Consider the following 26,241-nt stretch of genomic DNA (forward strand, 5'->3'; position numbering starts at 1 on the left):
CGTAGTGTCTTCCGTGACCAGCGGGTGATCAAAGGGGTGGGGATGCCTGAGTTCCAGGCCGAGTTGGTGCGTGCGCTGCCCGGCACCTTGCGGGAGCACTCGGCTCGGTCGGGAGGCAAGATCGCCTACCGCGATGCCCGTCGAGCCGTCACCTACCGGGAGTTGGAGGAACGCACGGGTCGGCTGGCTGGTCATCTCGCCCGGCTCGGGGTGCGGCGCGGCGACCGCGTCGCCGTCCATCTCGGCAATCGCGTGGAGGTGGTGGAGGCATGTCTCGGTGTCCTTCGGGCCGCAGCGGTCGGGGTGCTGCTCAACACCGGAGCGCCGGAAGAGGAGTTGGCGCACTTCCTCGACGACAGCGGCGCGACCGTCGTCCTCACCGAGGAGGAACTGCTGCCGCTGGTCATCCCGCTGGCGTCCGCCCGGCCCGGGACACACGTGGTCGCCGTCGGCCAGGGCGGCGTACCGCACGATGTGCCCGACTTCGAGGACCTGGCCGGCACGGATCCCGGCCACCCGCCCCGCGACGACCTCGACCTCGACGAGCCTGCCTGGATCCTGTACACCTCGGGCACCACCGGGGAGAGCAAGGGCGTCGTCTCCACGCAGCGCTCCGCCCTCTGGTCGGTGGCGGCGGCCTATGTGCCGGCGTACGGGCTGGGGGAGCGGGACCGGCTGTTGTGGCCCCTGCCGATGTTCCACTGCTACGCCCACTCGCTGTGCCTGCTCGGGGTGGTCGCGGTCGGTGCCAGTGCGTATCTGCTGGAGCGGGGCGGCAACGTCGTCGAGGCGCTCACCGCGGAGTCGTTCACCATGATGGCAGGGGTTCCCGCCACCTACCGTCTGCTGCTGGACGCGCTGCGGCGGACGCCGGGCGCCGTGCCGTCCTCGCTGCGGGTGTGCGTCACGGCGGGCGCACCCTGCCCTCCCGAGCTGAAGGCCGAGATCGGCAGCGTTCTCGCCGTCCCGCTGCTCGACGGCTACGGCTCCACCGAGACGTGCGGCAAGATCGCCGTCGAACGGCTCGACGGGCCCCGCGACGAAGATTCCAGCGGCGCTCCGCTGGAGGGGCTCACCATCCGGCTGGCCGACCCGCACACCGGTGCCGAGGTCGCCGACGGGGGCGAGGGGGAGATCTGGGTCCGCGGTCCCAACCTGATGACCGGCTACCACAACCGTCCCGATGCCACGGCCGAGGTGTTCACCGACGGCTGGTACCGCACCGGAGACCTCGGCCGGCGTCTGCCGCACGGCTCCCTCCGCGTCACCGGCCGGGTCAAGGAGCTGATCATCCGGGGCGGTCAGAACGTCAACCCGTCCGAGGTGGAGCAGGCGTTGCTCACCTGCCCGGGCATCACGGACGCGGCTGTGGTCGGCAGACCGCACGACGTCCTGGGCGAGGTGCCGGTCGCCCTGGTCGTCCCCGGACCCGACGGCATCGACATGGTGCGGGCACGCGAGGTCTGCCGGGAGCGGCTGTCCGCGTTCAAGGTACCGGACGAGATCTACGCGACCGAGTCCGTTCCCCGCACCCCGTCCGGCAAGATCGTCCGGGCGGCGCTCGCCGAGCAGTTGGCGCAGCGGCAGGCGGCGGAGCGGCAGACCGCCTCGGCCGAGCTCCGCGCGCGAGTGTCGGCGGTGCCCGACGCCGTCCTCGACCTGGTGCTCGAGCAGACGGCGCGGACGGCCGATCTGCCCGCGCAGGACCTCGACCCCGACCAGCCGTTCACGGCGCTCGGGCTCACCTCGCTCGGCGGTGTGCTGCTGCGCGACCGGCTGGGCACCGCCGCAGGTCTCGATCTCCCCGCGACACTCGTGTTCGACCACCCCACCCCCGCCGCCGTCGCACGGCTCGTGCACGAGGCGCTACGCGGCGAACACCGCGTCGGGGCCATCAGTACGCCCAGCGGTGGATCGGGCACGGAGCCCGGGGAGCCGATCGCCGTCGTCTCCATGGCCTGCAGATATCCGGGCGGCGTGGAGTCCCCGGAGGGCCTGTGGCGGTTGCTCGCGGACGGCACCGACGCGACCTCCGACTTCCCCGCGGACCGCGGCTGGGACGAGGCCGTGCTGTACGACCCCGATCCCGACCGTCCCGGCACCTCCGTCACCCGCAGGGGCGGTTTCCTGCACCGGGCCGCCGAATTCGACGCCGCCTTCTTCGGCATGTCGCCCCGTGAGGCACTGGCCACCGATCCTCAGCAGCGGCTGCTGCTGGAGACCGGCTGGGAGCTCCTGGAGCGGGCGGGCCTCGACCCGTCGGGGCTGCGCGACAGCGACACCGGTGTGTTCGTCGGTGTCATGCACAGCGACTACGCGGGGCGGCTGCTGCACCGCGCGGGGCACGAGCTGGAGGCCCATCTCGCCCTGGGATCGGCCGGCAGCGTGGCCTCCGGCCGGATCGCGTACACCCTGGGCCTGCGCGGACCGGCCGTGACCGTGGACACGGCGTGCTCGTCCTCGTTGGTGGCGATCCACTCGGCCGCGCGGGCCCTGCGCGACGGTGAGTGTTCGCTGGCCGTCGCCGGCGGGGTGACCGTGATGGCCACGCCCGCGCCGTTCCTGGCGTTCAGCAGGCTGCGCGGACTCGCCCCGGACGGCCGGTGCAAGCCGTTCTCCGCGGCAGCGGACGGCACCGCCTGGGGAGAGGGCGTCGGCCTGGTGCTGTTGGAGCGACTGTCCGCCGCACGACGTAACGGGCATCCCGTGCTGGCCGTGCTGCGCGGCTCGGCCGTCAATTCCGACGGCGCCTCCAACGGTCTGACAGCGCCCAACGGGCCCGCGCAGCAACGGGTGATCCGAGCGGCACTCGCCGACGCGGGGCTGTCGCCGGCGGATGTCGACGCCGTCGAGGCGCACGGCACCGGCACCGCGCTCGGCGACCCGATCGAGGCGCAGGCACTGCTGGCCGCGTACGGTTCGGGCCGGCTCGCCGAACGTCCCCTGTGGCTGGGTTCGTTGAAGTCCAACATCGGCCACACGCAGGCCGCGGCCGGCGTCGGCGGCGTCATCAAGACGGTCCTGGCGATGCAGCACGGCGTCCTCCCGCGCACCCTGCACGCGGACGAGCCGTCGCCCCGGGTGGACTGGTCGTCCGGCACCGTACGGCTGCTGACCGGACAGGAGGAGTGGCGAACGGAGGTCGGGCGGCCCCGCCGTGCCGCCGTGTCGGCGTTCGGGATCGGCGGAACCAACGCGCACGTGATCCTGGAGGAGCCCGAGACGACACCCGCCGCAGTCCGGACGTCCCTGGGCCGGACCGTCACACCTCCGCTGCTGCTCTCCGGCGCGAGCCCGGCCGCCCTGCGGGCCCAGGCCGAACGGACCGCCGCCGCCCTGCGCGAGCGTCCCGGACTCGACCCGCTGGACGTGGCGTTCACCCATGCCACCACCCGGGCCGCGCTCGGCCACCGGGCCGCGCTCGACATCCACGACCGCGCGAGCCTGCTGGGCGCCCTGGACACCCTGGCGAAGTCGGCCGGGTCGCACGTCAAGGGGCCCGCCGGCCGGCTCACCGTGCTGTTCACCGGCCAGGGTGCCCAACGCGCTGGTATGGGACGCGAGTTGTACGAGGCCTTCCCGGTCTTCGCCACCGCCTTCGACGCCCTGTGCGAGCGCTTCGACGCCTGTCTGGAGCGCCCGTTGCGCTCGGTCCTCCGGGAAGCCGACGAGGGCCGACTGCTGGATCGTACGGACTTCGCCCAAGCCGCTCTGTTCGTGTTCGAAGTGGCCATGTTCCGCCTGCTGGAGTCCTGGGGTGTGCGACCGGACTTCCTGGCCGGGCACTCTGTCGGTGAACTGGCCGCGGCTCACGCCTCGGGGATCCTGTCCGAACAGGACGCGGTGCGACTGGTGGCCGCCCGGGGACGGTTGATACGGGAACTGCCCGAGGGCGGCGCCATGGTGGCGCTGGACGCCACCGAGGCGGAGGTGGCACGCCGGCTCACCGACGGGGTCGCGATCGCGGCCGTGAACGGCCCGCGCGCGGTCGTCGTCTCCGGCGCCGAGGATCCCGTCCTGAAGCTCGCGGCAGAGTTCGCCGCGTCCGGGCGCCGTACCACACGTCTGCGGGTCAGCCACGCCTTCCACTCCGCCCTCATGGAGCCGATGCTTGCCGAATTCGGCCGCGTGGCAAGCGAGTTGACGTACCGCACGCCACGCATCCCGGTCGTCTCGGGCCTGACCGGCCGGCCGGCGACCACCGACGAGCTGTGCGCCGCCCATTACTGGGTACGGCACGCCCGGGAAGCGGTGCGCTTCGGGGACACCGTGCAGTGGCTGGCGGACGAGGGCCGGGTGACGGCCTTCGTCGAGATCGGTCCGGACACCCAGCTCACGGCCCAGACCATGACGAACCTCGCCGACTCGGTCGACGGCCTCCTGTGCACGGCCGTCGCCCGCCGCGGCGCCACCGAGCCCGAGCCGCAGACGCTGTTCGCCGCGCTGGGCCGGCTCCACGTCCACGGTCTGCCGCTGGACTGGCGGCGGGTGTACGCGGACAGCGGCGCCCGCCACGTCGCCCTCCCGACCTACCCCTTCCAGCGGCAGCGCCACTGGTTGCCCGGCACCACCACCGACGCCGGCGCCGCTCCCGGCCACCCGGTGCTCACCCGGACGGCCACCCTGCCGGGCACGGACCGCCTGCTGTGCGATGGTCTGCTGTCTGCCGCGGCCCAGCCATGGCTGCGTGACCATGCCGTCGCGGGACACACCCTCGTGCCCGGCGCCGCGTTCGCCGACATGGTGCTGCAAGCGGGCGACGCGTGCGGTCTCGATGTGCTGGAGGAACTCGTCCACCTGGCCGCCCTGCCGCTGCCCGCCGCCGACCGGGACCGGATACAGGTCCAGGTGGTCCTGGGAGAACCCGACGGCACCGGCCACCGTACCGCTGACGTGTACAGCCGCCCCGAGGACTCCGGCGCGCTGGGCGCCTGGACCCACCACGCGACCGGGCGACTCGGCCCCGCCACCGAGACCCGGGACCGAGCGGCGGCCGCGCCGCCCGCATGGCCGCCGCAGGACGCCACGGCCGTGGACCTCACCGGCGCCTACGAGCAGCTGGCCGCCGCCGGCCACGCGTACGGGCCTGCGTTCCGGGGCGTCAAGGCCCTGTGGCGGCGCGGCGACGAACTGTTCGCCGACGTCGGCCCGGTACCGGGGGCGGAGGCTCGGCGCCACGCCGTCCATCCGGCGCTGCTCGACGCCGCCCTGCACGCCGGGCTGCTCACCGCCCCGCCCGCCGGCCAGGCCCGGATGCCGTTCGCCTGGCGCGGGATGACGCTGTACGCGAGCGGGGCCACGCAGCTGCGCGCACGAATCAGGACGACCGGCCCCGACACGGTCCGCGTGGACCTCGCCACGCCCTCCGGCGCGCCGGTCGCCCACCTGGAATCGCTGGCCACGCGCCCGGTCCCGCAGACGGGCGCCGTGCAGGTCAGAGACCTGTACCGGCTGCGCTGGACGAACCTGGCGGTCCCGGCGCGAGCAACTCACCTGTCGGTGGCCGACCCCGACGATCTGGGTCTGGCCGGAGTGTTCCCACCACAGGACGTGACGGACGCGGGGGCCGGGTCCCGGGCTGAGGACGTACCGGAAGTCGTCGTAGCCTCCCTGTCCGCCGCCACCGCGGGCGCCGACCCTGCCGCCACTGCGTACGCGCTCGCGCTACGGGCCCTGGCACTGGCGCGGACGCGACTCGCCGGCTCCGGACGGCTGGTAGTGGTGACACGCGGTGCTGCCGACGAGGCACCGGACCTGCCCGCGGCCACCGTCTGGGGACTGCTGCGGGCCGCACAGGCGGAGTACCCCGGGCGGCTCACACTCGTGGACGTGGACGGCGGTCCCGAGTCGCTTCGGCTGGTGCCCGCAGCCGTGGCCACGGGCGAGCCGCAACTGTCCATCCGCAAGGGCCGTTTCGGCATCCCGCGACTGACGGCCGCCGACCCGCCCGCGGCCGCGGCCTCGTTCGGCCGGGGCACCGTCCTGGTCACGGGCGGCACCGGGTCCCTCGGCACACAGCTGGCCCGGCACCTGGTCGGCCGGTACGGGGTGCGGCGTCTGCTGCTCGTCAGCAGGCGTGGACCCCAGGCCCCCGGTGCGCGGGCCCTGCGGACCGAACTGGAGCGGGCGGGCGCACAGGTGGACCTGGTGGCCTGCGACACCGCCGAGCGCTCCCAACTCGAGGAGCTCCTCGCGAAGTTCGGGTCCGACCTCACCGCCGTGGTGCACACGGCCGGAGTCCTGGACGACGGCGTACTGGAGACGCTGACACCCGAACGACTGGCCGCCGTCCTGAGGCCGAAGGCCGACGCCGCCTGGCATCTGCACGAGCTGACGAAGGACCTGCCCCTGACGCACTTCGTCCTGTTCTCCTCGGCGGCCGGTCTGCTGGGCAACCCCGGCCAGGCCAACTACGCCGCGGCGAACTCCTTCCTGGACGCACTGGCCGGGCACCGCGCCGCGCTCGGCCTGCCCGCCCTGTCGCTGCTCTGGGGGCCGTGGGCCGATGCGGACGGCATGGCGGCCCGCACCGGCCGGGTCCACGGCGGCGCGGTACGCCCAGTCTCCCCCGAACAGGCCCTGGCGCTCTTCGACGCCGCTCTGGCCGGCAGCGAGCCGGTTCTTGCGCCACTGCCGCTGGACCGCACGCCCGGAGCACCGGCCGCCGGAACACCCGTACCACCACCGCTGCGCGAGCTGCTGCGTCCGGCCCGGCCGACGGCGTCGTCCGGCCCGGCCGGGGACGACGCCGCCCCGGCCGGCACCGAAGGCACCTGGCGTGATCGGCTGGCCCACCTTCACGTCTCCGAGCGAGTCACGGTGCTTCAGGACCTGATCCGCGCCGAGGCCGCCGCGGTGCTCGGTCACACGGATGCCGGCGCCGTCGACCGTGGCTTTCCCGAACTCGGCCTCGACTCGCTGATGAGCGTGCAGCTACGCAACCGGCTGAGCGTGCTCGCTGGGGTGCGGCTGGCGGCCACCGTCGTGTACGACAGGCCGAGCGTGCAGGAGCTCGCCGCCCATGTGTACGCGGAGTTGCGTGATTCCCTGCCCGAAGAGACGTCGGACGGAGCGGAGACGGACGTGCCCGACGCAGCACGGCCCGTCGGCGGCTCCACCTCCTTGCCGCTCCCCGCGCCCTCGGCACCGGCCACGGCGGGGACTGCTCTCTCCGAGGCTCCACGACCGCTCCTCCCGCCCGACCGGCGCGCGACGCACGGCCCTCGGGCCACTCACTCCCTGCCGGCCCTCTACCGCAAGGTCTGCGAGACAGGCGACGTGGTCTCGGCCATGCATCTGCTGGTGACCGCGTCCCTCGGTGCGCCGTCCTTCGGAAGCGGCGACGCCGACCGGCATGAGCTGCCGCCGCTGCACGCGGCCACCGGCGCGGACGGCCCGGCGCTCGTCTGCGTCCCGGGTTTCGCCCCCAACCTGGGGCGGCCCTGGCACGCGGGGCTCGCCTCCTGCTTCGACGGCGAGCGGGACGTCCTCGAGCTGCGGCACCCCGGCATCGACGACGGGGACGCCGTGGCGAAGGACCTGCAGACGCTGACCGGCCTGCACGCGGCCACGGTACGGCGTCACCTCGGTGGCCGCCCGTACGTCGTCGTGGGCCACTCCATGGGTGGTACGGCGGCGCACGCGGTCACCGAACGGCTGGCGGCCGACGGCGATCCACCGGCCGGACTGGTTCTGGTGGACACCTACCACATCACACCGGACCGGGAAGCCGAACCGTGGCTGCTGGCCCTGCCCGCGCGGATGCCGCTCGCCATGGGCGAGCAGTTCGACGGCGCGGTGGACGACCTGACGCTGCTGTCGCTGGGGGCGTACACCCGGATGTTCCGTACCTGGCAGCCACGGCCGACGGGCGTGCCCACCCTGTTCGTACGGGCCACACAGCCGTTGCCGGAGATGCCGCAGCGCTGGCGATCGACCTGGCCGGGTGCCCATGACACGGTGGATGTGCCGGGCAGCCACGTGAGCATGCTCGAGGAAGACGCGCGCACGACGGCCGCGGCGATACGCGACTGGATCGGAGCGCTCGGCGCAACCACCGACTGACGCCTGCCGCCGTGCCACATCGGGACGCCGGGCAACCCCTTGGAGGCGTCGACATCGGGTCACCCCCTGCCGCCTGACACCGCAGCGGCCGGCACGAGCCGTCCTCCCGCAACATGCGGACGCACAACCGGAATTGAGCAGCAGAGTCCCCTGCTATGGTGCGCCAATGTCAACGATCAAGCAGATCCAAGTCACCTTCGACTGCGCAGAACCCGAGCGTGTCGCTCGCTTCTGGTGCGAGGTGTTGGGGTACGTCGTACCGCCGCCCCCGGAGGGGTTCGCCACGTGGGACGATTTCAACCACTCCCTGCCTCCTGAGGAGCAGGGTTCATGGTTCGCCTGCAGTGACCCCTCGGGGGTGGGCCCGCGACTGTACTTTCAACGCGTCCCTGAAGGCAAGGTCGCCAAGAATCGGGTGCACCTCGACGTGCGGGTCGGCACCGGACTCGTGGGCGAAGAGCGCCTGGCCACGCTCGAAGCCGAGTGCGCACGACTGGTCGCGCTCGGCGCGGTACGCGTGCGGCTGCTGCCTGCCGATGACGACAACGAGTCGTGCATCACGATGCAGGACGTCGAGGGCAACGAGTTCTGTCTCGACTGAGCGTCCTGCGAGACGGCGAAGTTGGGAGTCGAGCGATGCCGAGCACCGCGGTGTGCATGCAGTCGCCCTTGGTCTGGCCGCGCCGTCCAGTCGTTGCGGTTGCGCTGCAGGCCGAAGTGCTGGACCTGCTGAAGCTCAATGTCGGCGCCGACGTCACGCCGGGCCGGGTGCCCTTGGGAATCTCGGGCGTGGAGGCACAAGCCCAGCTCAAGGTACGACTCGACAACGTCGCGTTGATCCCGATGTGATCGCACGACACCGATGAGCGATGGGCGCCACCCAAGCACAGGCGTGGCAGCCGCCGTCGCGACCGAGCCACGGGTCACCGACACGCTCCGCTCCCACCTGCGCATCAGCGCGTGATCGCCGGCAACGGGCACGGGCACGGGGCACTCCCGTGACGCCGCCCGGTCCCCGGGTGCCGGGCACCTTTAGTCGGTGTGTCGGAGCAGCAGCTAGTCGGTGTGTCAGAGCAGCAGCGGAAGGCTCACCAGGGCCGCGCCACTGGCTCCGAGGGCCGCCAGGAGCGAGGCCGGCCAGTTGCGGGACTGGGCGTAGGTGAGCAGTCCCACCAGCAGTCCCGCCACCACTGCGGCTAAGAGGATGAGTGCCCAGCGCAGCGACAGCCGTTCCGGCGGCGGCGTGGGCGAGGTCGGTTCGGGCATACGGCTCTCCTGCGGCTGCGTCAGAACGGGAGGAGGCAGCCTTACGTCGGCTGCCGTGCGCGCCGATCCCCGGCCTGGTGACGGCGCCTGCCTGCGCGCCGTGGCCGGGTCCTCGGTTCACGGAAACCTTTCGAATGGCTGACCACGGTAGCCACGTGATCTACCTCAGAAAAGGTTTCTGGTGTCACATCGGTGGGTGTGGGGTTCACACGGGGGCGGGCGCGATCGGCAGAGCGCTCCGGTGTGCGCCCCATGGGCGTTCCGCGCTCCTCTTGGTGTCGCTCGGATGGCTGACCAGTGCGCCGCTGTGATTTAGCATCTGCAGCCATGACTGGTCCGGAAGCCGACTTGCCCGAAGGATCCGAGGACGCGTTACGACGCTCCACCGCGAAGGTGGTGGAGCAACTGGGCTGCCAGATCGTGGATGGCGGCAAGCCCCGCGACCACCACCTCACCGTGGATGCCGTCATGCAGGAGTTCGGGATCACCCGACCCATGGCCCGCGAAGCCCTGCAGACACTGCACCAGAAGGGTCTCGTCGATCTGCAGCCGCGGGTCGGCGCCACCGTTCAGGCGCTGGAAGCGTGGGACCTGCTGGACGCCGACGTGATCACCTGGCGGCTGCAGGTGGCCCCCGCCAGCCAGATGCGCTCCCTCACCGAACTGCGGGAGGTGATCGAGCCGCGCGCGGCCAGACTGGCTGCCCTGAGCCGGTCGGCGGAGATCTGCCACGATCTGACGAGCGGCGCCCGCGCCCTGCTCGCCCTGAGCGAGGACCCGGACTTCGCGCGTCCGCTGGAGGGCGCGTCGATCCGGCAGCGCTTCAGGGACGTGGACGCGGCCTTCCACCGGACGCTCCTCGCCGGCTCGCGCAACGAACTGTTCGCACGCCTTTCCCACCACGTCGTCATGGCTCTGAACCACCGCATCGACAGGGACTGGGCCGGCGCTCACCGCGAAACGGTGATCACGCCGAGGCGAGCCGCCGTCGGCACCGACACCGTCCAGAGGTATCCCACCCGGCCGGAGCCGATCGCCATGTGGCTGCACATGGGGCTGGCCTACGCCGTCGACCAGGGCCTGGCCACGGCGGCGGAGGCCTTCGCGGAGGCCCTCCTCGCCGAGATACGCAGCGGCCGACTGCACGACCCCGAGGTACGCGACCGACTGCGGGCGGGCCTGGCCCAGTTCGACACCGGCGGCCTGCCCTCCGCTCATCGAACCGGTTTCCAGGACGCCATGGCCGCCCTGTTCCACGCACGGCGCGCCCCCGTCGTCGTCATGGGGGTCAGCGGATGCGGCAAGACCACCGTCGGCCGGTACCTCGCGGATTCGCTCAGGGTGCCGTTCGAGGAGGGGGACCGCTTCCATCCCCGGCGCAATGTGGAGTCGATGGAGAACCGGACCCCCCTCGACGACCGCAGTCGGAGTCCGTGGCTGGCCGCCGTCGCGGGCCGCATGAGGGCGGCGGGCGCGGAGGACGGACTGGTGATCACCTGTTCCGCCCTCAGACGCATCTACCGCGAGTTGCTGCGGGTGGCCCGCCCCGACACGTTCTTCCTGCACCTGACGCTCGACCAGGAGACGGCCACCTCACGCGTGGCGAGCAGGACGTCGCACTTCATGCCTGCCTCCTTGGTCTCCTCACAGTTCGAGGACCTGGAACCGCTCGAGGACGACGAAGCCGGAATGACCATCGACGCCACCCTGCCGGTCGAACGCATCGTCGCCGAGGTCCAGACCGAGCTGGCGCGGCGCACCTGGGGCCGCTGAAACAAACAGACCGACCGACGGAACCCACGGAGAGAGCACGCCCGGACCGACACAAAGAGAAAGAGGGGGATCCACCATGAAGATCGTGTCCGCCGAAGTGATCGTCACCAGCCCCGGCCGGAACTTCGTCACCCTGCGCATCACCACCGAGGACGGCTTCGTCGGCCTCGGTGACGCCACGCTCAACGGCCGCGAACTAGCGGTCCAGGCCTACCTGGACAGCCATCTGGTGCCCCTGCTCATCGGCAGTGACGCCTCCCGTATCGAGGACACCTGGCAGTACCTCTACCGGGGCGCGTACTGGCGGCGCGGCCCCGTGACCATGGCGGCCATCGCGGCCGTGGACACCGCCCTGTGGGACATCAAGGCCAAGTGCGCGGGGATGCCGCTCTACCAGCTCCTCGGCGGTGCCTCCCGCACCGGTGCCCTCGCCTACGGGCACGCATCCGGCCGCGACGTGCCCGAACTGCTCGACTCCATCCGTGCGCACCTGGGGCAGGGCTACCGTGCCATCCGCGTCCAGACCGGCATTCCCGGCTTCGACTCGGTGTACGGCGTGGCCGCCTCGAGCGCGGGCGGGGGAGAGCGCTACGACTACGAGCCCGCGCGCCGCACCGTCGCCGACCGGCTACGGCCCACCGTGGAAACCTGGGACACGCGCGCGTACCTACGGCACCTGCCCACGGTTTTCGAGGCCGTCCGCGCGGAGTTCGGCCCCGAACTGCCGTTGCTGCACGACGGACACCACCGGATGACGCCGATCCAGGCCGCCCGACTGGGCAAGGCACTCGAGCCGTACGACCTGTTCTGGCTCGAGGATGCGACCCCCGCGGAGGACCAGGACGCGCTGCGGCTGATCAGGCAGCACACGACGACACCGCTGGCCATCGGCGAGGTCTTCAACTCCCCCTACGACTACACCACGTTGCTGAGCCAGCGGCTCATCGACTACGTGCGTTCCGCGGTGACCCACACCGGAGGCGTCACCGCGATGAAGAAACTGCTGGATCTCGCGGCCGTCTACGGTGTCAGGTCCGGGATGCACGGCCCCACCGACATCTCCCCGGTCGGCATGGCCGCCGCACTCCATCTGGACCTGGCCGTCCACAACTTCGGCATCCAGGCGTACATGCGGCACTCCGAGCGGACGCTGGAGGTGTTCCGCACCTCATACCGCTTCGAGGAGGGCCTGCTGCATCCGTCCGACACACCGGGTCTGGGCGTCGACCTCGACCTCGAGGCGGCACGGCACTTCCCGTACCAGCAGGCGTACTTGCCCGTGAGCAGGCTCCGTGACGGGACCGTGCACGACTGGTGATGCCGGCGGGCCAGGGGCCCGCGCAGGGGCCGGCCGACCGTGCCGTCGGGCGTGGGCGCTCCGGTGGTCCGCGCCCGGGGGCGCACCTGGCTGCCGTACGGTCCTTCTCGCAGGAGCGGCGTCGCCTTCGCCGGGCAGTACCAGGGCGCGGGCAGCAGCCGCCGGGCGGTCGCCGGCGCAGTTCACTCGAACGAGTGGTATCCGATGCCCCCGAGACGCTCAGGCGTTCAATTCACTTTCCGTGACGGACCGTTCGGCTCTTCCGGACGATGCCGGCGCTGCACCTGCTGACGACCTGCGGGAGGGCCGCCCCGATGGCTTGCCGATCAATCCGCCGAGGCGGCGGCAAATCAGTGTGTGAACCACGGGAAGTCCAGCTGTCGGGTCAGCTGTGTCCAGGCCCACGCCTCGCCGTCGGCCGCGCCGGGCGGGGGCGGCGACGTGGTCGGCGGCCACGGGCCCGTACCACCTGCGGGGGTCCGCGCGGGCGCGGCGCCGGCGGCCACTCCCGTGGCCAGCACACCCGCCGCGGCGAGGACGACGATCCGACGAAGCATGGGCACAGTTCCTCCGGTCGTGTGCCCAGGTCACCGACGGTTCCCGGGACAGCGGGCCGCATCAGGAATGCTCATCGATGGCGCCGCGCCGTGCAGCGCCGGTGAGGCGCACGGCTGGCGGCTGCCGGGTGTTTCCCCAGCGGCTCTGTCCACGACGACGTGTTCCGGCACGACGTCAGGACGGCCGGGTCATGCCGTCCCCTCGGCCTCAGGCGAGGTCGGTGGCGGGCTCGGTCGCGTAGCGGCTCATCGTCTCGATGTTGGCCTGTGGTGTCAGCGGCCGGCCGTCGGTGAGCAGGTCCTGGAGGTCGCGGAAGTACTGGACATAAAGGTCGGGGGTGAAGGTGCTGAGCATGACGGCGGGTTGGTCGGTGGGGTTGCAGAAGGTGTGCGGGGTACCGGGCGGAACCATCACGAGCGTGCCTGCGGTGGCGTCGTGGTCCTCGTCCCCGACGGTGAACCGCACGGTGCCGGAGAGGATGTAGAAGCCCTCGTCGTGTCGGGCGTGGCGGTGCTGCGGCGGTCCCTGGGTGTGCGGGGCGAGGACGGACTCGGCGATCGCGAGGCGGTGCCCGGTGTGGCTGCCGTCCTCCAGTACGCGCATGCGGGTGGTGCCCAGAGCGATCGTCTCGCCGTCGCCGGGACCGACCACCGACACGACGGGGTGGGTCCGCTCGTTGGACTTGGCTTCTTCGGTCATGCTCACGAGTGCACCGCCGGGACCCTGCCAGTGTCCAAGACCCGTCCTGCGGTGCCGATACCCGGTGGGTATCGTTGCAGCGTGGAGCTACGGACCTTGCGCTACTTCGTGGCGGTCGCCGAGGAACTCCACTTCGGCCGGGCCGCCACCCGCCTGCACATGAGTCAGCCGCCGCTGAGCCGGGCGATCAAGAACTTGGAGGCCGACGTCGGGGCCCTGCTGTTCACCCGCTCGACCGCCGGCGTCACGCTCACTGCTGTGGGCACGGTGCTGCTCGACGAGGCGCGGGCCCTGCTCGACCATGCCGACCGCGTCCGGGTACGCGTGAGCGCGGCGGCCGGTGTCGCGACCATCACCGTCGGCATCCTGGGGGACGGCAGCGACCCGGGAGTGACCAGGCTGGCCGCCGCCTACCGTCGACGCCACCCCGGCATCGACATCCGCGTCCGCGACACCGATCTGACCGACCCCACGTGCGGGCTGCGCGCCGGACTGGTCGACGTCGCGTTGACCCGAGCGCCGTTCGACGGGACGGCTCTGACGGTGCGTGCGCTGCGGAGCGATCCGGTCGGCGTGGTCCTGCGCGCCGATGATCCGCTGGCCCGCCGCGACCGGCTGCGGCTGGCCGACCTGAGCGACCGCCGCTGGTTTCAGTTCCCGCAGGGCACCGACCCCGTCTGGCAGTCGTACTGGAACGGCGGCAGGCCGCGCGAGGGCCCAGTGGTGCGCGCCGTCCAGGAATGCCTGCAGGCCGTCCTGTGGAACGGCACGGTCGGCCTGGCCCCGCTCGGACACGACCTGCCCGCCGAGCTGGCCGTGGTTCCCCTGATCGACATGGCGCCGAGCCGAGTGGTGGCGGTGTGGAACGAAGGTGACACCAACCCGTTGATCCGAACCTTCGTCCAGATCGCGACAGCCGCGTACCGCCACTGAGAGCACCGGCGACCGGTGCTGCCGCACCCGTGGACAAGCCGGACGCCGCGGCCCCAGGAGCTGGGTGTCGGATCCAGGAGTTGTACGGCGCCCGTGAGGCCCGTCGCACGGGTTGCTCACGGGCGCCGCGAGGCGCACGTCAGGAGGGCAGCCCCCACTTCTGGGCGCCCGTGCCGTTGCAGGCGTACAGCTGTACCTGCGTGCCCTCAGCCGTGGTGGAGTTGGGATCGTCCAGGCACAGTCCGGAGTGCGGATTCACCAGCGAGCCGTTGGCGCCGGGCTTCCACTGCTGGGCGCCGGTGCCGTTGCACGTCCACAGCCGGACCGGAGTGCCGTTGCTGGTCCCGCTGTTGGCGGCGTCCAGGCACTTGCCGAGGGCGCGGACCGTGCCGTCGGCGGCGATCGTCCAGTCCTGGGCGTAGCTGCCGTTACAGGTCCAGATCTGTGCGTGGGTGCCGTCGGCGGTGCCGGAGTCGGCCACATCCAGGCACAGGCCGGAGGGGACACCGGAGGCGACGGGGCCGATCCGGGGCTTGGCCGGCGTGCTCACGCTGCCGCCGTAGGAGGGCGGTGCCTGGTTCGCCGCGGATGCCCAGGAGGTGTCGGCCGTGGTGCCGAGCGCGTACGTCAGCGTGCCCCCGGCGGTGACCGCCGAGGCGGGGGCGTAGGCGTTGTTCCAAGCCGAGCCGTTGAACGTCGCCGACTGCACAAAGGGGGCGTTGTCCGCAGCTCCGTCACCGTTCACGGTCAGGGTCTTGCCGGACGGCAGGGTGAGCACGACCTGCGGGAACAGGGGCGAGCCGAGGGCCAGGTCGGAGGTGCCCGGTGTCATGGGGTACATGCCCAGCGCGGACCACACGTACCAGGAGCTCATCGCACCGAGGTCGTCGTTGCCGTCGGCCAGCCCGCCGGGGGAGTTCGCCCAGATCTGGTCCTGGATCTTCCGGACGGTGGCCTGCGTCTGGTACGGCCGGCCGGTGTAGTCGTACTCCCAGGGCAGTTCGATGCTGGGCTCGTTGCCGACCCAGGCGTAGCCGCGGTCGCCGGTGTAGCTGCGCAGCACGGTGTCCAGGTAGTCGTTCATGGCGTCGTTCCCGCCCTTGGCCGTGGCGAGGCCGGCCACGTCGAACGGCACCATGCCGGTGTAGATCCAGGAGTCCGCCTCGACCATGTCCGTGCCGCTGGCGGGGTCGAAGCCGCCGGTCCAGGTTCCGTCGGCGTTGCGTGGCTGGACGAATCCGGACGCCGGATCGAGCACGTTGCGCCAGTCCTGGGCGCGGTCGGCGTACTTGTGCTGGGTGGCGCTGTCGCCGAGGGCCCCCGCGAACGCGGCGAGGGCGAAGTCCGCGGTGTCGTACTCCAGGGTGGTCGCCACGGGACCGTAGAAGTTGCAGCAGCCGTAGCTGCCGTCGTGCGGCAGGTAGCCCGGGGAGTCCAGGTAGTTCAGGCCGGGGCGGTTGTTGTTCGCCTTGCTCGCTTCGGCGATCATGCCCTTGAGGGCGGCGGCCGTGTCGAAGTCCCGTGCACCGAAGGCGTAGTAGTCGGCGATGATGGCGTCGGCGGGGTCGCCGACCATCACGTAGGACTCGCCGTTGTTCTCCGACCACTTGGGAAACCGGCCGGTCTGCGTGTAGTCGTCGACCATCGACTGGGCGGTGTCCGAGGCCACCTGCGGGGCGATGAGGGCTTCGAGCTGCGCCTGGCTGCGGTAGATGTCCCAGCCGGAGTAGTTGCCGTACACCGCCGTGTGGCCGGAGTCGACCGTGTGTGTGGCGCCGTCGAACCCGGGGTACCGGCCGTCGGTGTCGCTGATCACGTTCGGGTGCAGCAGGGAGTGGTAGAGCGCGGTGTAGAACTGCGTCTGCTGGTCGGTCGTGCCGCCGGAGATCCGCGCCCTGCCCAGCAGCTTGTTCCACGCGCTCTTCGCGGCGTCGCGAGTGGCGTCGAAGTCCCAGTTCGGGTTCTCGGCGGTGCGGTTGGCCACGGCCCCGGCGGCCGACACGTACGAGACGCCGACCTTGGCCTGCACGACGGGGGCGGACGTCGTGTCGAACGTGACGTAACCGTTGGAGGCCGCCGCCCGCGGGGCCGGGCTCGCCTTGCTCGTCCCGGCCTTGGGCGGGGTGCCGTGGAGTCGCGGCTCGTTGGGCGGCTCCGCGGCGTTCTTCGATGCCCGCGCAACGGTGGTCGGGGCCTTGGCCGCCGGGGCGACGGTGGTGCCCTGGCTGGTGAAGGGCCGGTCGAAGACCATGTCGAAGTAGACGGTGTAGGAGTTTCCCGCACCGCAGAAGCGGCCGCTGGTGACCTGCCCGCTCACCTCGGTGTCCGACACCTTGGTGAACCGGGTGTTCGACGCGCCGCTCTGGCTGCCGGCGACCTTGAAGATCAGGTTGGCGCGCGTGCTCGCCGGGAAGGTGAAGCGCGCCATGCCGCTGCGGGTCGTCGCGGTCAGTTCGGTGTTGACTCCATTGCCGAGGCCCGCCTTGTAGTAGCCGGTCGTGGCGGACTCGTCCTGGTGCCTGAAGCCGATGGCGGCCCCGGTGTCCACCGCGCCGACCGTGGGCAGCACGGGTATGTCGCCGGACGCGCCGCAGCCGGGGCCGGAGAGGTGGGTCAGGCTGAAGCCGGTGATGGAGGAGTCGTTGTACTGGTAGCCGCCCCCGGGTGGACGCGAGGGCGTGTCCGGACTCCACTGGACCATGCCGAACGGCACGTCCGCGCCGGGGAAGTCGTTCGCGTCGTTCGAGGTGCCGAGGAACGGGTTGACGAGTGAGGCAGGATCGGAGACGGGCGCGGCCTGTGCCTGCCTCGCGGCCGTGGGATGCGCGGGCAGTGCCTGGGCGGGGAAGACGGCGATGCAGGCCAGGGCGGTGCCGACACCGAGGGCCGCGGTGAGGGCGCGGCGTTGCGGATGCCGTCCGGATCTCCCCGGTCTGGATGTGGGCATGACAAATAAGTCCATCCTTTGTGTCCTTCCAAGGGGTGAGCTGGTGCGACGGCGTTCTGCGGCCGGACGGAGATGAGGCCGGCTGCTTCTACGGCGTGCCGCGAGACGGGAGTTCTGCCGCTGACATCGTTGTCAAGGCGGAAGCGGGAGTATCGGCGCGAAAGGAGGGGAACGCATGCGAGGCTCCTGAAAGGCAACGCCGCACACGTATGCCGGCGGCTGGAGGGAAGTGCGCTCCCAAGGAAGCTAGTAAGCGGTCACAGGTGCGTCAATGGTCCGCACGCACTCTCGAGCAACTCCCGCCCGGCGGCGCTCTCCTGGACCGTCGCGTCCGGTAGTCCGAAATCCCGAACACCGGGGCGAGCTGCCACGGTTTCCTCATCCCCATGCGCCATGCCTGGGACGATGTCGTCCGTACCTACGGCAACCAGCCTCTGTTCTGCTCCACCGACCGCGTGGACACCTGGCTGCGGAACACGGGCCAGGAACGCGGCTGCGTCATGGATCCAGGCACCCTTCGGCGCTCCGCCAGCCACTGCTGCACCGGCCGCCCGGAGCCGGGCTACGCCCGCCGCGACCCCGCCTCCGCCAGTTCCTGCTTCGCGGAGGTCGGCCCGCGCGCCCCCTTCTGGGAGCTGCCCGACTGAGATCCGGCCCCCTCAGCCCTGCGCTCTGCGCGGCCCCATGGCCGGCCACGCCCGCGGGTACGGCACGCGCAACGACTCGGCGGACACGAGGGTGTGGTCCGCGGCGGCGTGCAGCCGCCCCTCGCGCAGGACGACGGTGCCGCTGCGGAGCATGGTGGTGACCAGCTCATCGGCGAGCGCCTCGGGCGTGAGGTCCAGCAGCCGGGCAGCGTCGGTCAGCCAGGCCCGTGCGTGCAGGTACGGCTCGATCGCCTCGGCCGGGATGCCGTCGCGGATCATCAAGGCGAACGCGAAGATCCGGCGGGCGCCGTACCAGACGGCGCCCGCGGGGTCGTCGACGAGGCGCTGGGCGCGGCGCAGGGCGGCGGCGAGGGCCGGGCCGGGGGCGAGGGGGATCGGGCCGTGCGACGGCAGGACGACCCGCGGGTCGAGTTCGGCCATCCGCTTGACCGAGGCGAGCGCCGTGGCAGCCGCGTCCGGCCCGTCGAGAGCGAGGTTGACCCAGCCGACGTCGTAGTCCGACAACGCGTCCCCGACCACGAGCAGCCGCTCGTCGGGCTGCCACAGGGCCAGATGGCCCGGCGTGTGGCCGGGTGTTCGTACGACTTCCCAGTCCGTGTCGCCGAGGCGCAGGACCTGCTTGTCGTCGAGGGAGAGGCCGACGGTGTACGGGGCGACCGGCTGGTCCAGGTACTCGGCCGCGCAGCAGCCGGCGTCCCTCCGGGAGATCGCCTCTGCCTCGGGTGCCCCGGCGGCGATGACGGTGCCGGTGGCCTGAAGCAAGGCGTTGCCGCCCACGTGGTCGGAATGCCAGTGGGTGTTCACGACCAGATCGACGGTCCCCGCCTGCGCGCGGGCCCAGGCCGCGGTCTCCTCCGCGTGGCCGACGAATCCGCTGTCGATCAAGGCCGGTCGGCTGCCGCGCACGAGGAGCGTGTTGGCGTCGGGGAAGGGGCGCTGCCACCACTGCAGCCATGAGGGCAGGGACGGGGGAGACGACGGAAGGCTCATCGGACGGACCTGCTCACGTGGATCGACGTCTGCCGTCCGCCGGCGATGAGCTTCCGCTCGCCGCCGGCCCCGCCCGCGACGGCGCCGGTTGCTCCCGCGTGGACGTAGTCGCGCCACCGGGTCGGCCCAGGGTGGACGCGGCCGGGGCCGACGTGGGCGAGACGCGCGCCGGGGTGGGGCATGGGGCGGTGCCGGTCGAAGCTGTCCCGGACGCGTCTGTGGACCACGGCGCTCGCCTGTTCCTGCTGCGTCCGGTCTTCCATGTGCGTGCTCTCCTTCGGGGCCGCGGCCGGTGGAGCGGTAGGTTCCTCAGCCGGCCGGGCGTTCCCCGGGGAGGAGGGCGCCGATGACGAGCATCATGGCACCACCGATGCGGGTGACGACCCGCTGATACCGCCGGTGTTGTCGGTCACCGGGAACGCGGTCGTGCTGCCGGGGGCACTCGGCGCAACGCCCGGGCCCGGCTCAGTTGAGGAGGTCGGCGACGAGGGTGGCGAAATCGTCCGGGGTGGCGAGGCGGACACCGAGCTGTTCGGCCTTGGCCCGCTTGGAACCGGCGCCCTCGCCGGCGACGACGAGGGTGGTCCTCTTGGAGACGCTGGAGGAGGAGCGCCCTCCGGCCCGTTCGATGAGTTCGTTCATCTCGGTACGGGTGAGCCGTTCCAGGCTTCCTGTCATGGCGCCGGTGACGACCACGGTCATGCCGGCCAACGGGCCGGAGTCGATCGGCGAGTCGGCCGTGCTGTCGCTGCCAGGGCCGGTGTCGGCGGCTGAGGGAGGGGTGGCGCCGGGCTCGGTCATGTTGACGCCGGCAGCGGCAAGTCTGTCGATGAGCGGGGCGAGTTCCGCGAGTTCCGTGACGATCGAGGGGGCCTTCTCTGCACCGATGCCATCGACCTGCTGCATCGCCACCGCGTCGGCGGCTCGAACATGGTCCATGGTGGCGAAGTGCCGGGCGATGCGTCGGGACATGGAGCGGCCTGTGCCGCGGATGCCGAGCGCGCACAGCACGCGCGCCAGCGGTTGTTCCTTGGCCTCGGTGATCGCGGCGAGGAGGTTGTCGGTGCTGGTTTCGCCCATCCGGTCCAGGCAGAGCAGCTGGTCGCGCTGCAGGGTGAACAGATCGGCGAGATCGGTGACCAGGCCCGCGTCGACGAGCTGGACGATGCGGGTTCGGCCCAGACCCTCGATGTCGAGCTGGTCTCGGCCGGCGGCGTAGGCGAGAGAGGCGACCAGGTGACAGTTGCGCCCCTGAGCGCACCGCCAGCGTTCCTCCCTCGTGTCGATGCCGGACCCGCAGCGGGGGCAGTGCTCAGGGAAGTCGATCAGCCGTTCGTCACCCGTGCGCAGGTGGGCGACCGGGGCCTCGATGCGGGGGATGACGTCGCCGGCGCGGTGGACCATGACGTGGTCGCCCAGCAGCAGACCGCGACGGGTGATGTCGGCCGGGTTGTGCAGAGTGGCGTAGGTGATGGTGGAGCCGTCGATCACGACTGGTTCGAGGACCGCGCGCGGAGCGATGATCCCGGTGCGGCCGACGTTCCACTCCACCCCCAGCAGCCGGGTGATCTTCTCCACGGCCGGCAGCTTGTAGGCGATCGCCCACCTGGGTGCACGGGAGCCGGATCCGGCTGCGTGCTGATCGGCGGCGAGATCGGCCTTGATGACGATGCCGTCGATGCCGAAGGGCAGACCCGCCCGCGAAGCGGCGATCTCCTTCACCCGGGCCAGGACCTGCTCCGGGTTCTGAGCCACGGAGTCCGGGACGGCGGTCCGGGCGCTGGTGTGGATTCCGAAGTCGGCGGCCAGGTTGATCAGGTCGCTGTGTGCGGATGAGTTCAGCCGCTCGGCGAGGGCCGGGTCGGTGTCGGGCACGGGAAGCAGGCCGTAGCCGAAGAAGGTCATCGGGACCGTGTAGGTGCGCTCCTTGGCTCGTAGGGTGCCGGCGGCTGCGTTGCGGGGATTGGCGAACGGCTGGCCGCCGTGCGAAGTGCGCACCTCGTTGGCGTGCTCGAACTGGGCAGTGGTCATGAGGACTTCGCCGCGGACCTCCACGGTGACCGGTTCGGCCAGGGTGGTGGGCAGTCCCTCTATGGTGCCTATCGCGTGCGAGACGTCCTCCCCGGCCGTCCCGTCCCCGCGAGTGATCAGCCGGGTGAGGCGGCCGCTGTTGTAGCGGGCGGCGACCGCCAGCCCGTCCAGCTTCGGCCCCACGTTGAACCGCGTGACCTCACGGCCGATCCGCCTGCCCAGCGACGCCGTCCAGGCGGTGAATTCCTCCGCGGAGAACACGTTGTCCAGGCTGAGCATCGGCACTGTGTGGGGCACATCGCCTCCGCTCGCACCGCCGGAGACTTTCCCCGTGGGGGAGCCGGCCAGCACGTGATCGGGGTGTTCCGCCTCCCACGCGGCGATCCCGCGAGCCAGGCGGTCGTAGGTGTCGTCGTCCAGGGGCGACGTGCCACCCGCGTAGTAGGCGGCAGCCGCACGCCCGGCATCCTCGACCGCTTGTGCGTAGGCGGCGGCATCATCGATCACTGCTGCAGGAGTCGTCATGGTCGGCATCATGCCGTCCACCACTGACAACGGGTCCGCGCCGACGGATGGCTCGCGAGGTGACGAAGTGCCGGAAGCGTAGTCGGCGTCCCGGCTGCCACCATGGTGGGCGCGCGGCTCGGCGCCGCCGTACTGTCAGCCCCTTGCGCCGACATGGCCGACAGCTCGATGGCTCGCTGGGCTCATGACTGCTTCCCGTGCGGCACGCCCGAGCCTTCATCAGCAGGGGTGGGCATGAGTGGCGTCGAGCCGTCCGGCGTCGAGCCGTCCAGGTCGAGCCGCCCGATGGCGGGCCGGAACGTTCACGAGCTCGGCACCGGGGGGCACGTCGTGTCGGTCCCTGCCGCAACGCCGGCGTCCTCGGGCCTTGTCGATGGCGGAGGGGTGCGTGTGCCAGGGATGCAGATGACCGCCTCGGTCCCCTGAGCCGGGGCGGGCCGGAGCGTGACCGTGCCACCGGCTTGCTGAACGGCCTTTGCCACGATCGCCAGGCCGAGACCACTGCCGGGCAGGCTGCGGGCCGTCTGCGAGCGCCAGAAGCGGTCGAACACGTGCGGCAGCTCGTCGGCGGGTATACCAGGGCCCTGGTCCCGCACAGTCAGTCGGCCATCGTGGAGCTGGAGACTGACAACGGCACCGGGAGGTGAGAATTTCACGGCGTTGTCCAGCAGGTTCACGACGGCTCTTTCCAGAGCAGCGGGATCCGACAGCACGTACCACTCATCCAGCTCGCTGGTGAACTCGATCTCGCTCCCGCGGTGTCTGACTCGCTCCAGTGCACGGCTGGCCACCTCGTGCAAGGCGAGGACAGGGAGGGAAGCCCTGCCGGGTTTGGTGTCCGGTCTGGAGAGTTCCTGCAGGTCAGCGGTGAGGACGGCGAGTTCCCCCACTTGAGATTCCACGGACCGAAGCAGGTCGTTCATTGCATCTTCCGGGATTTTCCGGCCTGATGTGTGGCTCCGGATCAGAAGCTGGATGTTGGCGCGCAGCGATGTAAGGGGTGTACGCAGTTCGTGCCCGGCATCAGCGATGAGCTGTTGCTGGAGTTCTTGCGAACTCGCGAGAGCCTCGGTCATATCGTTGAAGCTTTTGGACAGTCGAGCGATCTCGTCCTCGCCGTCAACGGGAATCCGAACCGTCAGATCCTGAGTGTGTGCGATGTGTTCCGCGGCATCCGTCAGATCTTGGACCGGTCGCAGGCCTGCTCGGCTGATTCCCAGACCAGCCGTGGCAGCGCCGATGACACCAACGCCTGCTATACCCAGAAGGAACAGTGCGAGGTGGTTCAACGGATCGTCGACTGTGCTGAGTGATTGCGCGATGGATACCGCATATTGTCCCGGCGTTCCTGGATGCGAATCAGGGCGTGTCGTCCAAACGCGCACCTTCCGCCCGTCCTGAGTGCCGGCGTCATGCATCACCGACCTGAGGACCCCGCGAGCAACAGCAATGTCGGTGTCGTCAACCGCAAGCTTCGGACTGCCGGGAGCGGCACACACCGTTCCGTCCGAAGTGACGACCTGCACGACGTAGGGCGTAGGGGTCTCAGTGCGCTGTCCCGCGTCAGGCAGTTCCCTGCCACACAGGCTCAGAAGCTCCTGGACGTAGCGGGGTGAAGCCTCCACGTTCCGCAAGTTCGAGTCCAGCTGGCCAGTCAACTGCTGCCTGGTGACCAGCCACGACGCTATGGCGACAGCAGTGACAGCCAAGGCCACGGAAACCGCGGCAGCCAGCCCGAGCCTCGACCGCAGGCTCAGACGCCGGAACGCAGTGTTCATTTCAGTCGGTCCCCCCGGGTCCCCTTCGCAGTCCTCGCTCCTCGGAAGCAAGGGCGCGTGACAGCGCGACAGCCGCCCCGGCCGGCAACCTGCGCCGCGTCCGCGGACAGGCGCCCGGTGAGCCGGCACGGTGCGCGGTCAACAGCTTGCGGGACCAACATGAGAACGCGCTGAGGGGGGCGCCGGGTGCGCTGCGCCTACTCCTGCCTGCGACCACCGGCAACTCAGTGACCCCGTCGGCAAACCACCCCGCTCGGTGCGCGACAGCAGGAGTGCAGGAGCCTCGCCTGTACTGTCTCACCCGTCCCGGATCTCGCTGTCCAGCCGGACCCTCAATGACCTCGCCGACCGCGTACGCGACCACCGTGGGCAGCATCGATCTTGGCCCTGGGCAGGGATCGCGCAGGCTGACTTTTGGACAGGCCGGACACGCTGGCCGAATGTTGCTCAAAGTAGCGGCGTGGTAGGGCGTCGGCTGACATCATCAACTTCACTCGCGGTAGCTCTCGAGGGCCGGTGGGCGGCGAGAAGGCTGAGCGCTGGTCTGACAGGTGCCGGGAGGAAGGCCTCTTGGCATTCGCATGCTGAAGGCGGTCCGGCCTGTCCGTGGAACGTCTGGGGGCGCCGTCGATGAGCTGGTTCGGCCACAACTGGCTTCCTGACTACGTGTTACCCGCTGTAGTGAGCGCCGCCATCGCATGGGTGGGACTGGCGCGTGAGTTCACCGGCAAAGGCCGGCTGCTGGGCAGCTGGGCATCCTCCGCTCTCATGCTGCTCGTCCTGGTGTTGATGGGCGCGGTGGCGGCCGGCGCGGTGGCGCTGCTGCCGCACGCGGCATCCATTCCTCCGGTGATCGCGGGCGCCGCGACCGGGGCCACCGCGCTGCCCCGGCGTAAACAGGACGAGACGACGCAGCCGTACATCAAGTTCATGACACTCGGCATTGCCCTGGCCAGAGAACGGTTGGTGCAGCGTGTGCACCTCGACGCCTGCACCTGGGCGGACCGATTTGTCCACGGCATCGAAAACTCCGCCCAGCTCAGGGTGTTCGTCCACGACCTCAAGCTGTACCTGCTGGAGCGGCATCCGCTCGCCGCCGAGACCAGGACGATCAACACCATCTACCAGGATGTCGAGACGGCGATCGACCTGGCTCTGGACGTGCAGACACGGATCGACGAGGCGTGCCGCGAGGCGGAGCGTGCACCGACGGGCGATGAACGCTTCGCACGACGCCAAGCGTTCGGCACCGCCCTCGCACACTGCGGACACCTGCTGCGCTACGCCTACGTTCACGGCCGTCGCAGCGAGTACGACGAGCTCAAGGCGCTGCGTGCGAAGGCCCTGTCCGACGACGCCTTCCACGGCCAGGTTCTGCCTCCGCAGCGACGCTGGTTCGAACGCTGGCTCACCCGCTGACAGCCAAGTCAGGCGTGAACGCGATGACGGAGCCACACGAGTTCGAGTCCCGAGGTTCAGTGAGGGGCTGGGAGTCCGCTGCGTGAGACGGGCGACGAGCTCGTGCTGCCGGAGGGGGCGTCCGTCGACTGGCTTCGGGGACAGAAGGTGATCTTCACGTCCGCGTCCAGAGCCTCCGCCACGGCGGCGAGTGTCCGCACTGTCAGGTTCGCATCCCCGGACATGATCTGGCTGACGCGGCCCGGGCTGACTCCCATGGCCGCCGCCAGGTCGGAGCGGGTCTTTCCCTTACCTGCGAGCAGGCCGGCCAGGGAGGCCGTCGCCTGGCGCGCTATCCGGGAAGCCGCCAAGGTCGTCCGGCTCTCGTCACGGGCAAAAATGCCCATGATCCACCCCCCACTCATGGAGAGACAACCCTCGTTGCCACTCCATCAGCATGCCACCTTTAGCTACGGCTAAAAACTCGGTTGGCGAACACTCTACGCTCGTTTCCCGTCGCTCAAGCCGCTGGCCTGCGGTGGTCCACCGCAAACCTGACGCAAAGTCACTCCATCGGGTCAGTCATGTCGGGCTGCCCGCGGTGCCCGAGGTGGCCGCGAGGCGAGCGGTGACGCCCGGGGGCGGGTGATCGAGGTGTTACGCGTGGGGTGCGCACTTTCACCGTGGTGGGCGGTTTACGCGAAGCTGTCTCGTGATCGTGTCCGGACTGCGCCTCGGCCAGCTCGAGCTCGGGTGAGGGCTCGGGTCAGCCGTGCTCGTCGGTGGGGCCCGAGGAAACGGAGATCGCGCGCCGCAGGATGTTGCCGGTCGGCCCCTTGGGCAGATCGTCGTCGATCCGGACGATCCGCGGGTGCTTGTACGGGGCGACGACCCGGGCACGGACGCATCCGCGGACGAACCGGACGTGACGAGCACAGCGGACTGGTCGGCCTGCTGGACACCGAGGGCACGGCGGACTCGGCGGGTGCCGCCGGCGGGTGTGGGGACGGTTCACGGGATGGTCCCCCAGTGATCGCCGGCGGCTGCCGGGGCGAACAGCGCAACCGCCTCGGGGCCGGGTTCGAGGGGCGGGTTTCGGGGCTCTGGGCGTGACGTCGGCCATGCGAGCGGGATCACATCCTAAAGAGGGCCGTAGCCCCGGATCTCCCTGAAATGCACCAATACCAGCCCTTGCGACCAATTCGGGCATTTCTTCGAAAGTGGGTAGTAGGTCACATCGTTGCGTCCGGTCCGGGCGGCCGCTAATCATGGCTGTCGTCGCTGCGAGCCGGC

17 protein-coding genes are annotated in these 26,241 nt (G+C 70.9%); 8 read left to right on the forward strand and 9 right to left on the reverse strand.

The window, feature by feature from the left end; translation table 11 throughout:
- The first annotated feature begins 42 nt into the window (after positions 1-42).
- From ACIHEJ_RS38200 to ACIHEJ_RS38210, 3 genes are all read left to right on the forward strand, one after another.
- Positions 43-8,064 carry an SDR family NAD(P)-dependent oxidoreductase gene (locus tag ACIHEJ_RS38200; protein ID WP_400142450.1) on the forward strand — a complete coding sequence of 2,674 codons (8,022 nt, stop codon included), beginning with the start codon at positions 43-45 and terminating at the stop codon, positions 8,062-8,064.
- A 166-nt stretch (positions 8,065-8,230) separates the two neighbouring features.
- The gene (locus ACIHEJ_RS38205; protein ID WP_400142451.1) at positions 8,231-8,665 is read left to right on the forward strand and encodes a VOC family protein; all 435 of its coding nucleotides are present in this window, start codon (positions 8,231-8,233) and stop codon (positions 8,663-8,665) included.
- 35 nt (positions 8,666-8,700) lie between these two features.
- A complete protein-coding gene (locus ACIHEJ_RS38210; protein WP_400142473.1) occupies positions 8,701-8,913 on the forward strand; it encodes a hypothetical protein in 213 nt (70 codons plus the stop codon).
- A 219-nt stretch (positions 8,914-9,132) separates the two neighbouring features.
- Here the strand turns inward: ACIHEJ_RS38210 and ACIHEJ_RS38215 are convergent, their stop codons facing one another.
- Positions 9,133-9,330 (reverse strand): hypothetical protein, encoded by a 198-nt coding sequence (locus tag ACIHEJ_RS38215; protein ID WP_400142452.1) that lies wholly within the window; start codon positions 9,328-9,330, stop codon positions 9,133-9,135.
- Positions 9,331-9,657: 327 nt separating this feature from the next.
- Here ACIHEJ_RS38215 and ACIHEJ_RS38220 point away from each other — a divergent pair, with 327 nt between their 5' ends.
- Entirely contained in the window at positions 9,658-11,103 is a 1,446-nt protein-coding gene (locus ACIHEJ_RS38220; RefSeq protein ID WP_400142453.1) for a gluconokinase, GntK/IdnK-type, read from the forward strand.
- Positions 11,104-11,179: 76 nt separating this feature from the next.
- Entirely contained in the window at positions 11,180-12,421 is a 1,242-nt protein-coding gene (manD, locus tag ACIHEJ_RS38225) for a D-mannonate dehydratase ManD (protein WP_400142454.1), read from the forward strand.
- A gap of 350 nt (positions 12,422-12,771) precedes the next feature.
- Here the strand turns inward: manD and ACIHEJ_RS38230 are convergent, their stop codons facing one another.
- A complete protein-coding gene (locus tag ACIHEJ_RS38230; protein ID WP_400142455.1) occupies positions 12,772-12,978 on the reverse strand; it encodes a hypothetical protein in 207 nt (68 codons plus the stop codon).
- 208 nt (positions 12,979-13,186) lie between these two features.
- Positions 13,187-13,678, reverse strand: a complete 492-nt coding sequence (locus tag ACIHEJ_RS38235) for a cupin domain-containing protein (RefSeq protein WP_400142456.1) — start codon at positions 13,676-13,678, stop codon at positions 13,187-13,189.
- 81 nt (positions 13,679-13,759) lie between these two features.
- Here ACIHEJ_RS38235 and ACIHEJ_RS38240 point away from each other — a divergent pair, with 81 nt between their 5' ends.
- Positions 13,760-14,611, forward strand: a complete 852-nt coding sequence (locus ACIHEJ_RS38240) for a LysR family transcriptional regulator (protein ID WP_400142457.1) — start codon at positions 13,760-13,762, stop codon at positions 14,609-14,611.
- Positions 14,612-14,750: 139 nt separating this feature from the next.
- Here ACIHEJ_RS38240 and ACIHEJ_RS38245 read toward each other — a convergent pair whose 3' ends face one another.
- Complete coding sequence (locus ACIHEJ_RS38245; RefSeq protein WP_400142458.1) at positions 14,751-17,558, reverse strand: lectin; 2,808 nt, start codon at positions 17,556-17,558, stop codon at positions 14,751-14,753.
- Positions 17,559-17,944: 386 nt separating this feature from the next.
- Here ACIHEJ_RS38245 and ACIHEJ_RS38250 point away from each other — a divergent pair, with 386 nt between their 5' ends.
- Positions 17,945-18,205 (forward strand): hypothetical protein, encoded by a 261-nt coding sequence (locus ACIHEJ_RS38250; protein WP_400142459.1) that lies wholly within the window; start codon positions 17,945-17,947, stop codon positions 18,203-18,205.
- A 12-nt stretch (positions 18,206-18,217) separates the two neighbouring features.
- Here ACIHEJ_RS38250 and ACIHEJ_RS38255 read toward each other — a convergent pair whose 3' ends face one another.
- From ACIHEJ_RS38255 to ACIHEJ_RS38270, 4 genes are all read right to left on the reverse strand, one after another.
- Positions 18,218-19,216 carry an MBL fold metallo-hydrolase gene (locus ACIHEJ_RS38255; protein WP_400142460.1) on the reverse strand — a complete coding sequence of 333 codons (999 nt, stop codon included), beginning with the start codon at positions 19,214-19,216 and terminating at the stop codon, positions 18,218-18,220.
- Positions 19,213-19,479 carry a hypothetical protein gene (locus ACIHEJ_RS38260; RefSeq protein WP_400142461.1) on the reverse strand — a complete coding sequence of 89 codons (267 nt, stop codon included), beginning with the start codon at positions 19,477-19,479 and terminating at the stop codon, positions 19,213-19,215. The genes ACIHEJ_RS38255 and ACIHEJ_RS38260 overlap by 4 nt, the downstream gene beginning before the upstream one ends.
- A gap of 202 nt (positions 19,480-19,681) precedes the next feature.
- Positions 19,682-21,772, reverse strand: a complete 2,091-nt coding sequence (gene ligA / locus ACIHEJ_RS38265) for an NAD-dependent DNA ligase LigA (protein WP_400142462.1) — start codon at positions 21,770-21,772, stop codon at positions 19,682-19,684.
- Between the two features lie 302 nt (positions 21,773-22,074).
- The gene (locus ACIHEJ_RS38270; RefSeq protein WP_400142463.1) at positions 22,075-23,550 is read right to left on the reverse strand and encodes a sensor histidine kinase; all 1,476 of its coding nucleotides are present in this window, start codon (positions 23,548-23,550) and stop codon (positions 22,075-22,077) included.
- A gap of 606 nt (positions 23,551-24,156) precedes the next feature.
- Between ACIHEJ_RS38270 and ACIHEJ_RS38275 the strand changes: the two genes are divergently transcribed.
- Positions 24,157-24,969 carry a hypothetical protein gene (locus tag ACIHEJ_RS38275; RefSeq protein ID WP_400142464.1) on the forward strand — a complete coding sequence of 271 codons (813 nt, stop codon included), beginning with the start codon at positions 24,157-24,159 and terminating at the stop codon, positions 24,967-24,969.
- Positions 24,970-25,025: 56 nt separating this feature from the next.
- Here the strand turns inward: ACIHEJ_RS38275 and ACIHEJ_RS38280 are convergent, their stop codons facing one another.
- Positions 25,026-25,373, reverse strand: a complete 348-nt coding sequence (locus ACIHEJ_RS38280; protein ID WP_400142465.1) for a helix-turn-helix domain-containing protein — start codon at positions 25,371-25,373, stop codon at positions 25,026-25,028.
- Between the last annotated feature and the right edge of the window lie 868 nt (positions 25,374-26,241).

It is taken from the genome of Streptomyces sp. NPDC052301 (assembly GCF_044593395.1).
In the GTDB taxonomy this organism is placed as follows: Bacteria; Actinomycetota; Actinomycetes; order Streptomycetales; family Streptomycetaceae; genus Streptomyces.

Bases quoted from the DNA above. Each gene is read 5' to 3' on its own strand.
- ACIHEJ_RS38200 (WP_400142450.1), top strand. From the start codon at position 43: ATGCCTGAGTTCCAGGCCGAGTTGGTGCGTGCGCTGCCCGGCACCTTG.
- ACIHEJ_RS38205 (WP_400142451.1), top strand. From the start codon at position 8,231: ATGTCAACGATCAAGCAGATCCAAGTCACCTTCGACTGCGCAGAACCC.
- ACIHEJ_RS38210 (WP_400142473.1), top strand. From the start codon at position 8,701: ATGCCGAGCACCGCGGTGTGCATGCAGTCGCCCTTGGTCTGGCCGCGC.
- ACIHEJ_RS38215 (WP_400142452.1), bottom strand. From the start codon at position 9,330: ATGCCCGAACCGACCTCGCCCACGCCGCCGCCGGAACGGCTGTCGCTG.
- ACIHEJ_RS38220 (WP_400142453.1), top strand. From the start codon at position 9,658: ATGACTGGTCCGGAAGCCGACTTGCCCGAAGGATCCGAGGACGCGTTA.
- manD (WP_400142454.1), top strand. From the start codon at position 11,180: ATGAAGATCGTGTCCGCCGAAGTGATCGTCACCAGCCCCGGCCGGAAC.
- ACIHEJ_RS38230 (WP_400142455.1), bottom strand. From the start codon at position 12,978: ATGCTTCGTCGGATCGTCGTCCTCGCCGCGGCGGGTGTGCTGGCCACG.
- ACIHEJ_RS38235 (WP_400142456.1), bottom strand. From the start codon at position 13,678: ATGACCGAAGAAGCCAAGTCCAACGAGCGGACCCACCCCGTCGTGTCG.
- ACIHEJ_RS38245 (WP_400142458.1), bottom strand. From the start codon at position 17,558: ATGCCCACATCCAGACCGGGGAGATCCGGACGGCATCCGCAACGCCGC.
- ACIHEJ_RS38250 (WP_400142459.1), top strand. From the start codon at position 17,945: ATGCGCCATGCCTGGGACGATGTCGTCCGTACCTACGGCAACCAGCCT.
- ACIHEJ_RS38255 (WP_400142460.1), bottom strand. From the start codon at position 19,216: ATGAGCCTTCCGTCGTCTCCCCCGTCCCTGCCCTCATGGCTGCAGTGG.
- ACIHEJ_RS38260 (WP_400142461.1), bottom strand. From the start codon at position 19,479: ATGGAAGACCGGACGCAGCAGGAACAGGCGAGCGCCGTGGTCCACAGA.
- ligA (WP_400142462.1), bottom strand. From the start codon at position 21,772: ATGACGACTCCTGCAGCAGTGATCGATGATGCCGCCGCCTACGCACAA.
- ACIHEJ_RS38270 (WP_400142463.1), bottom strand. From the start codon at position 23,550: ATGAACACTGCGTTCCGGCGTCTGAGCCTGCGGTCGAGGCTCGGGCTG.
- ACIHEJ_RS38280 (WP_400142465.1), bottom strand. From the start codon at position 25,373: ATGAGTGGGGGGTGGATCATGGGCATTTTTGCCCGTGACGAGAGCCGG.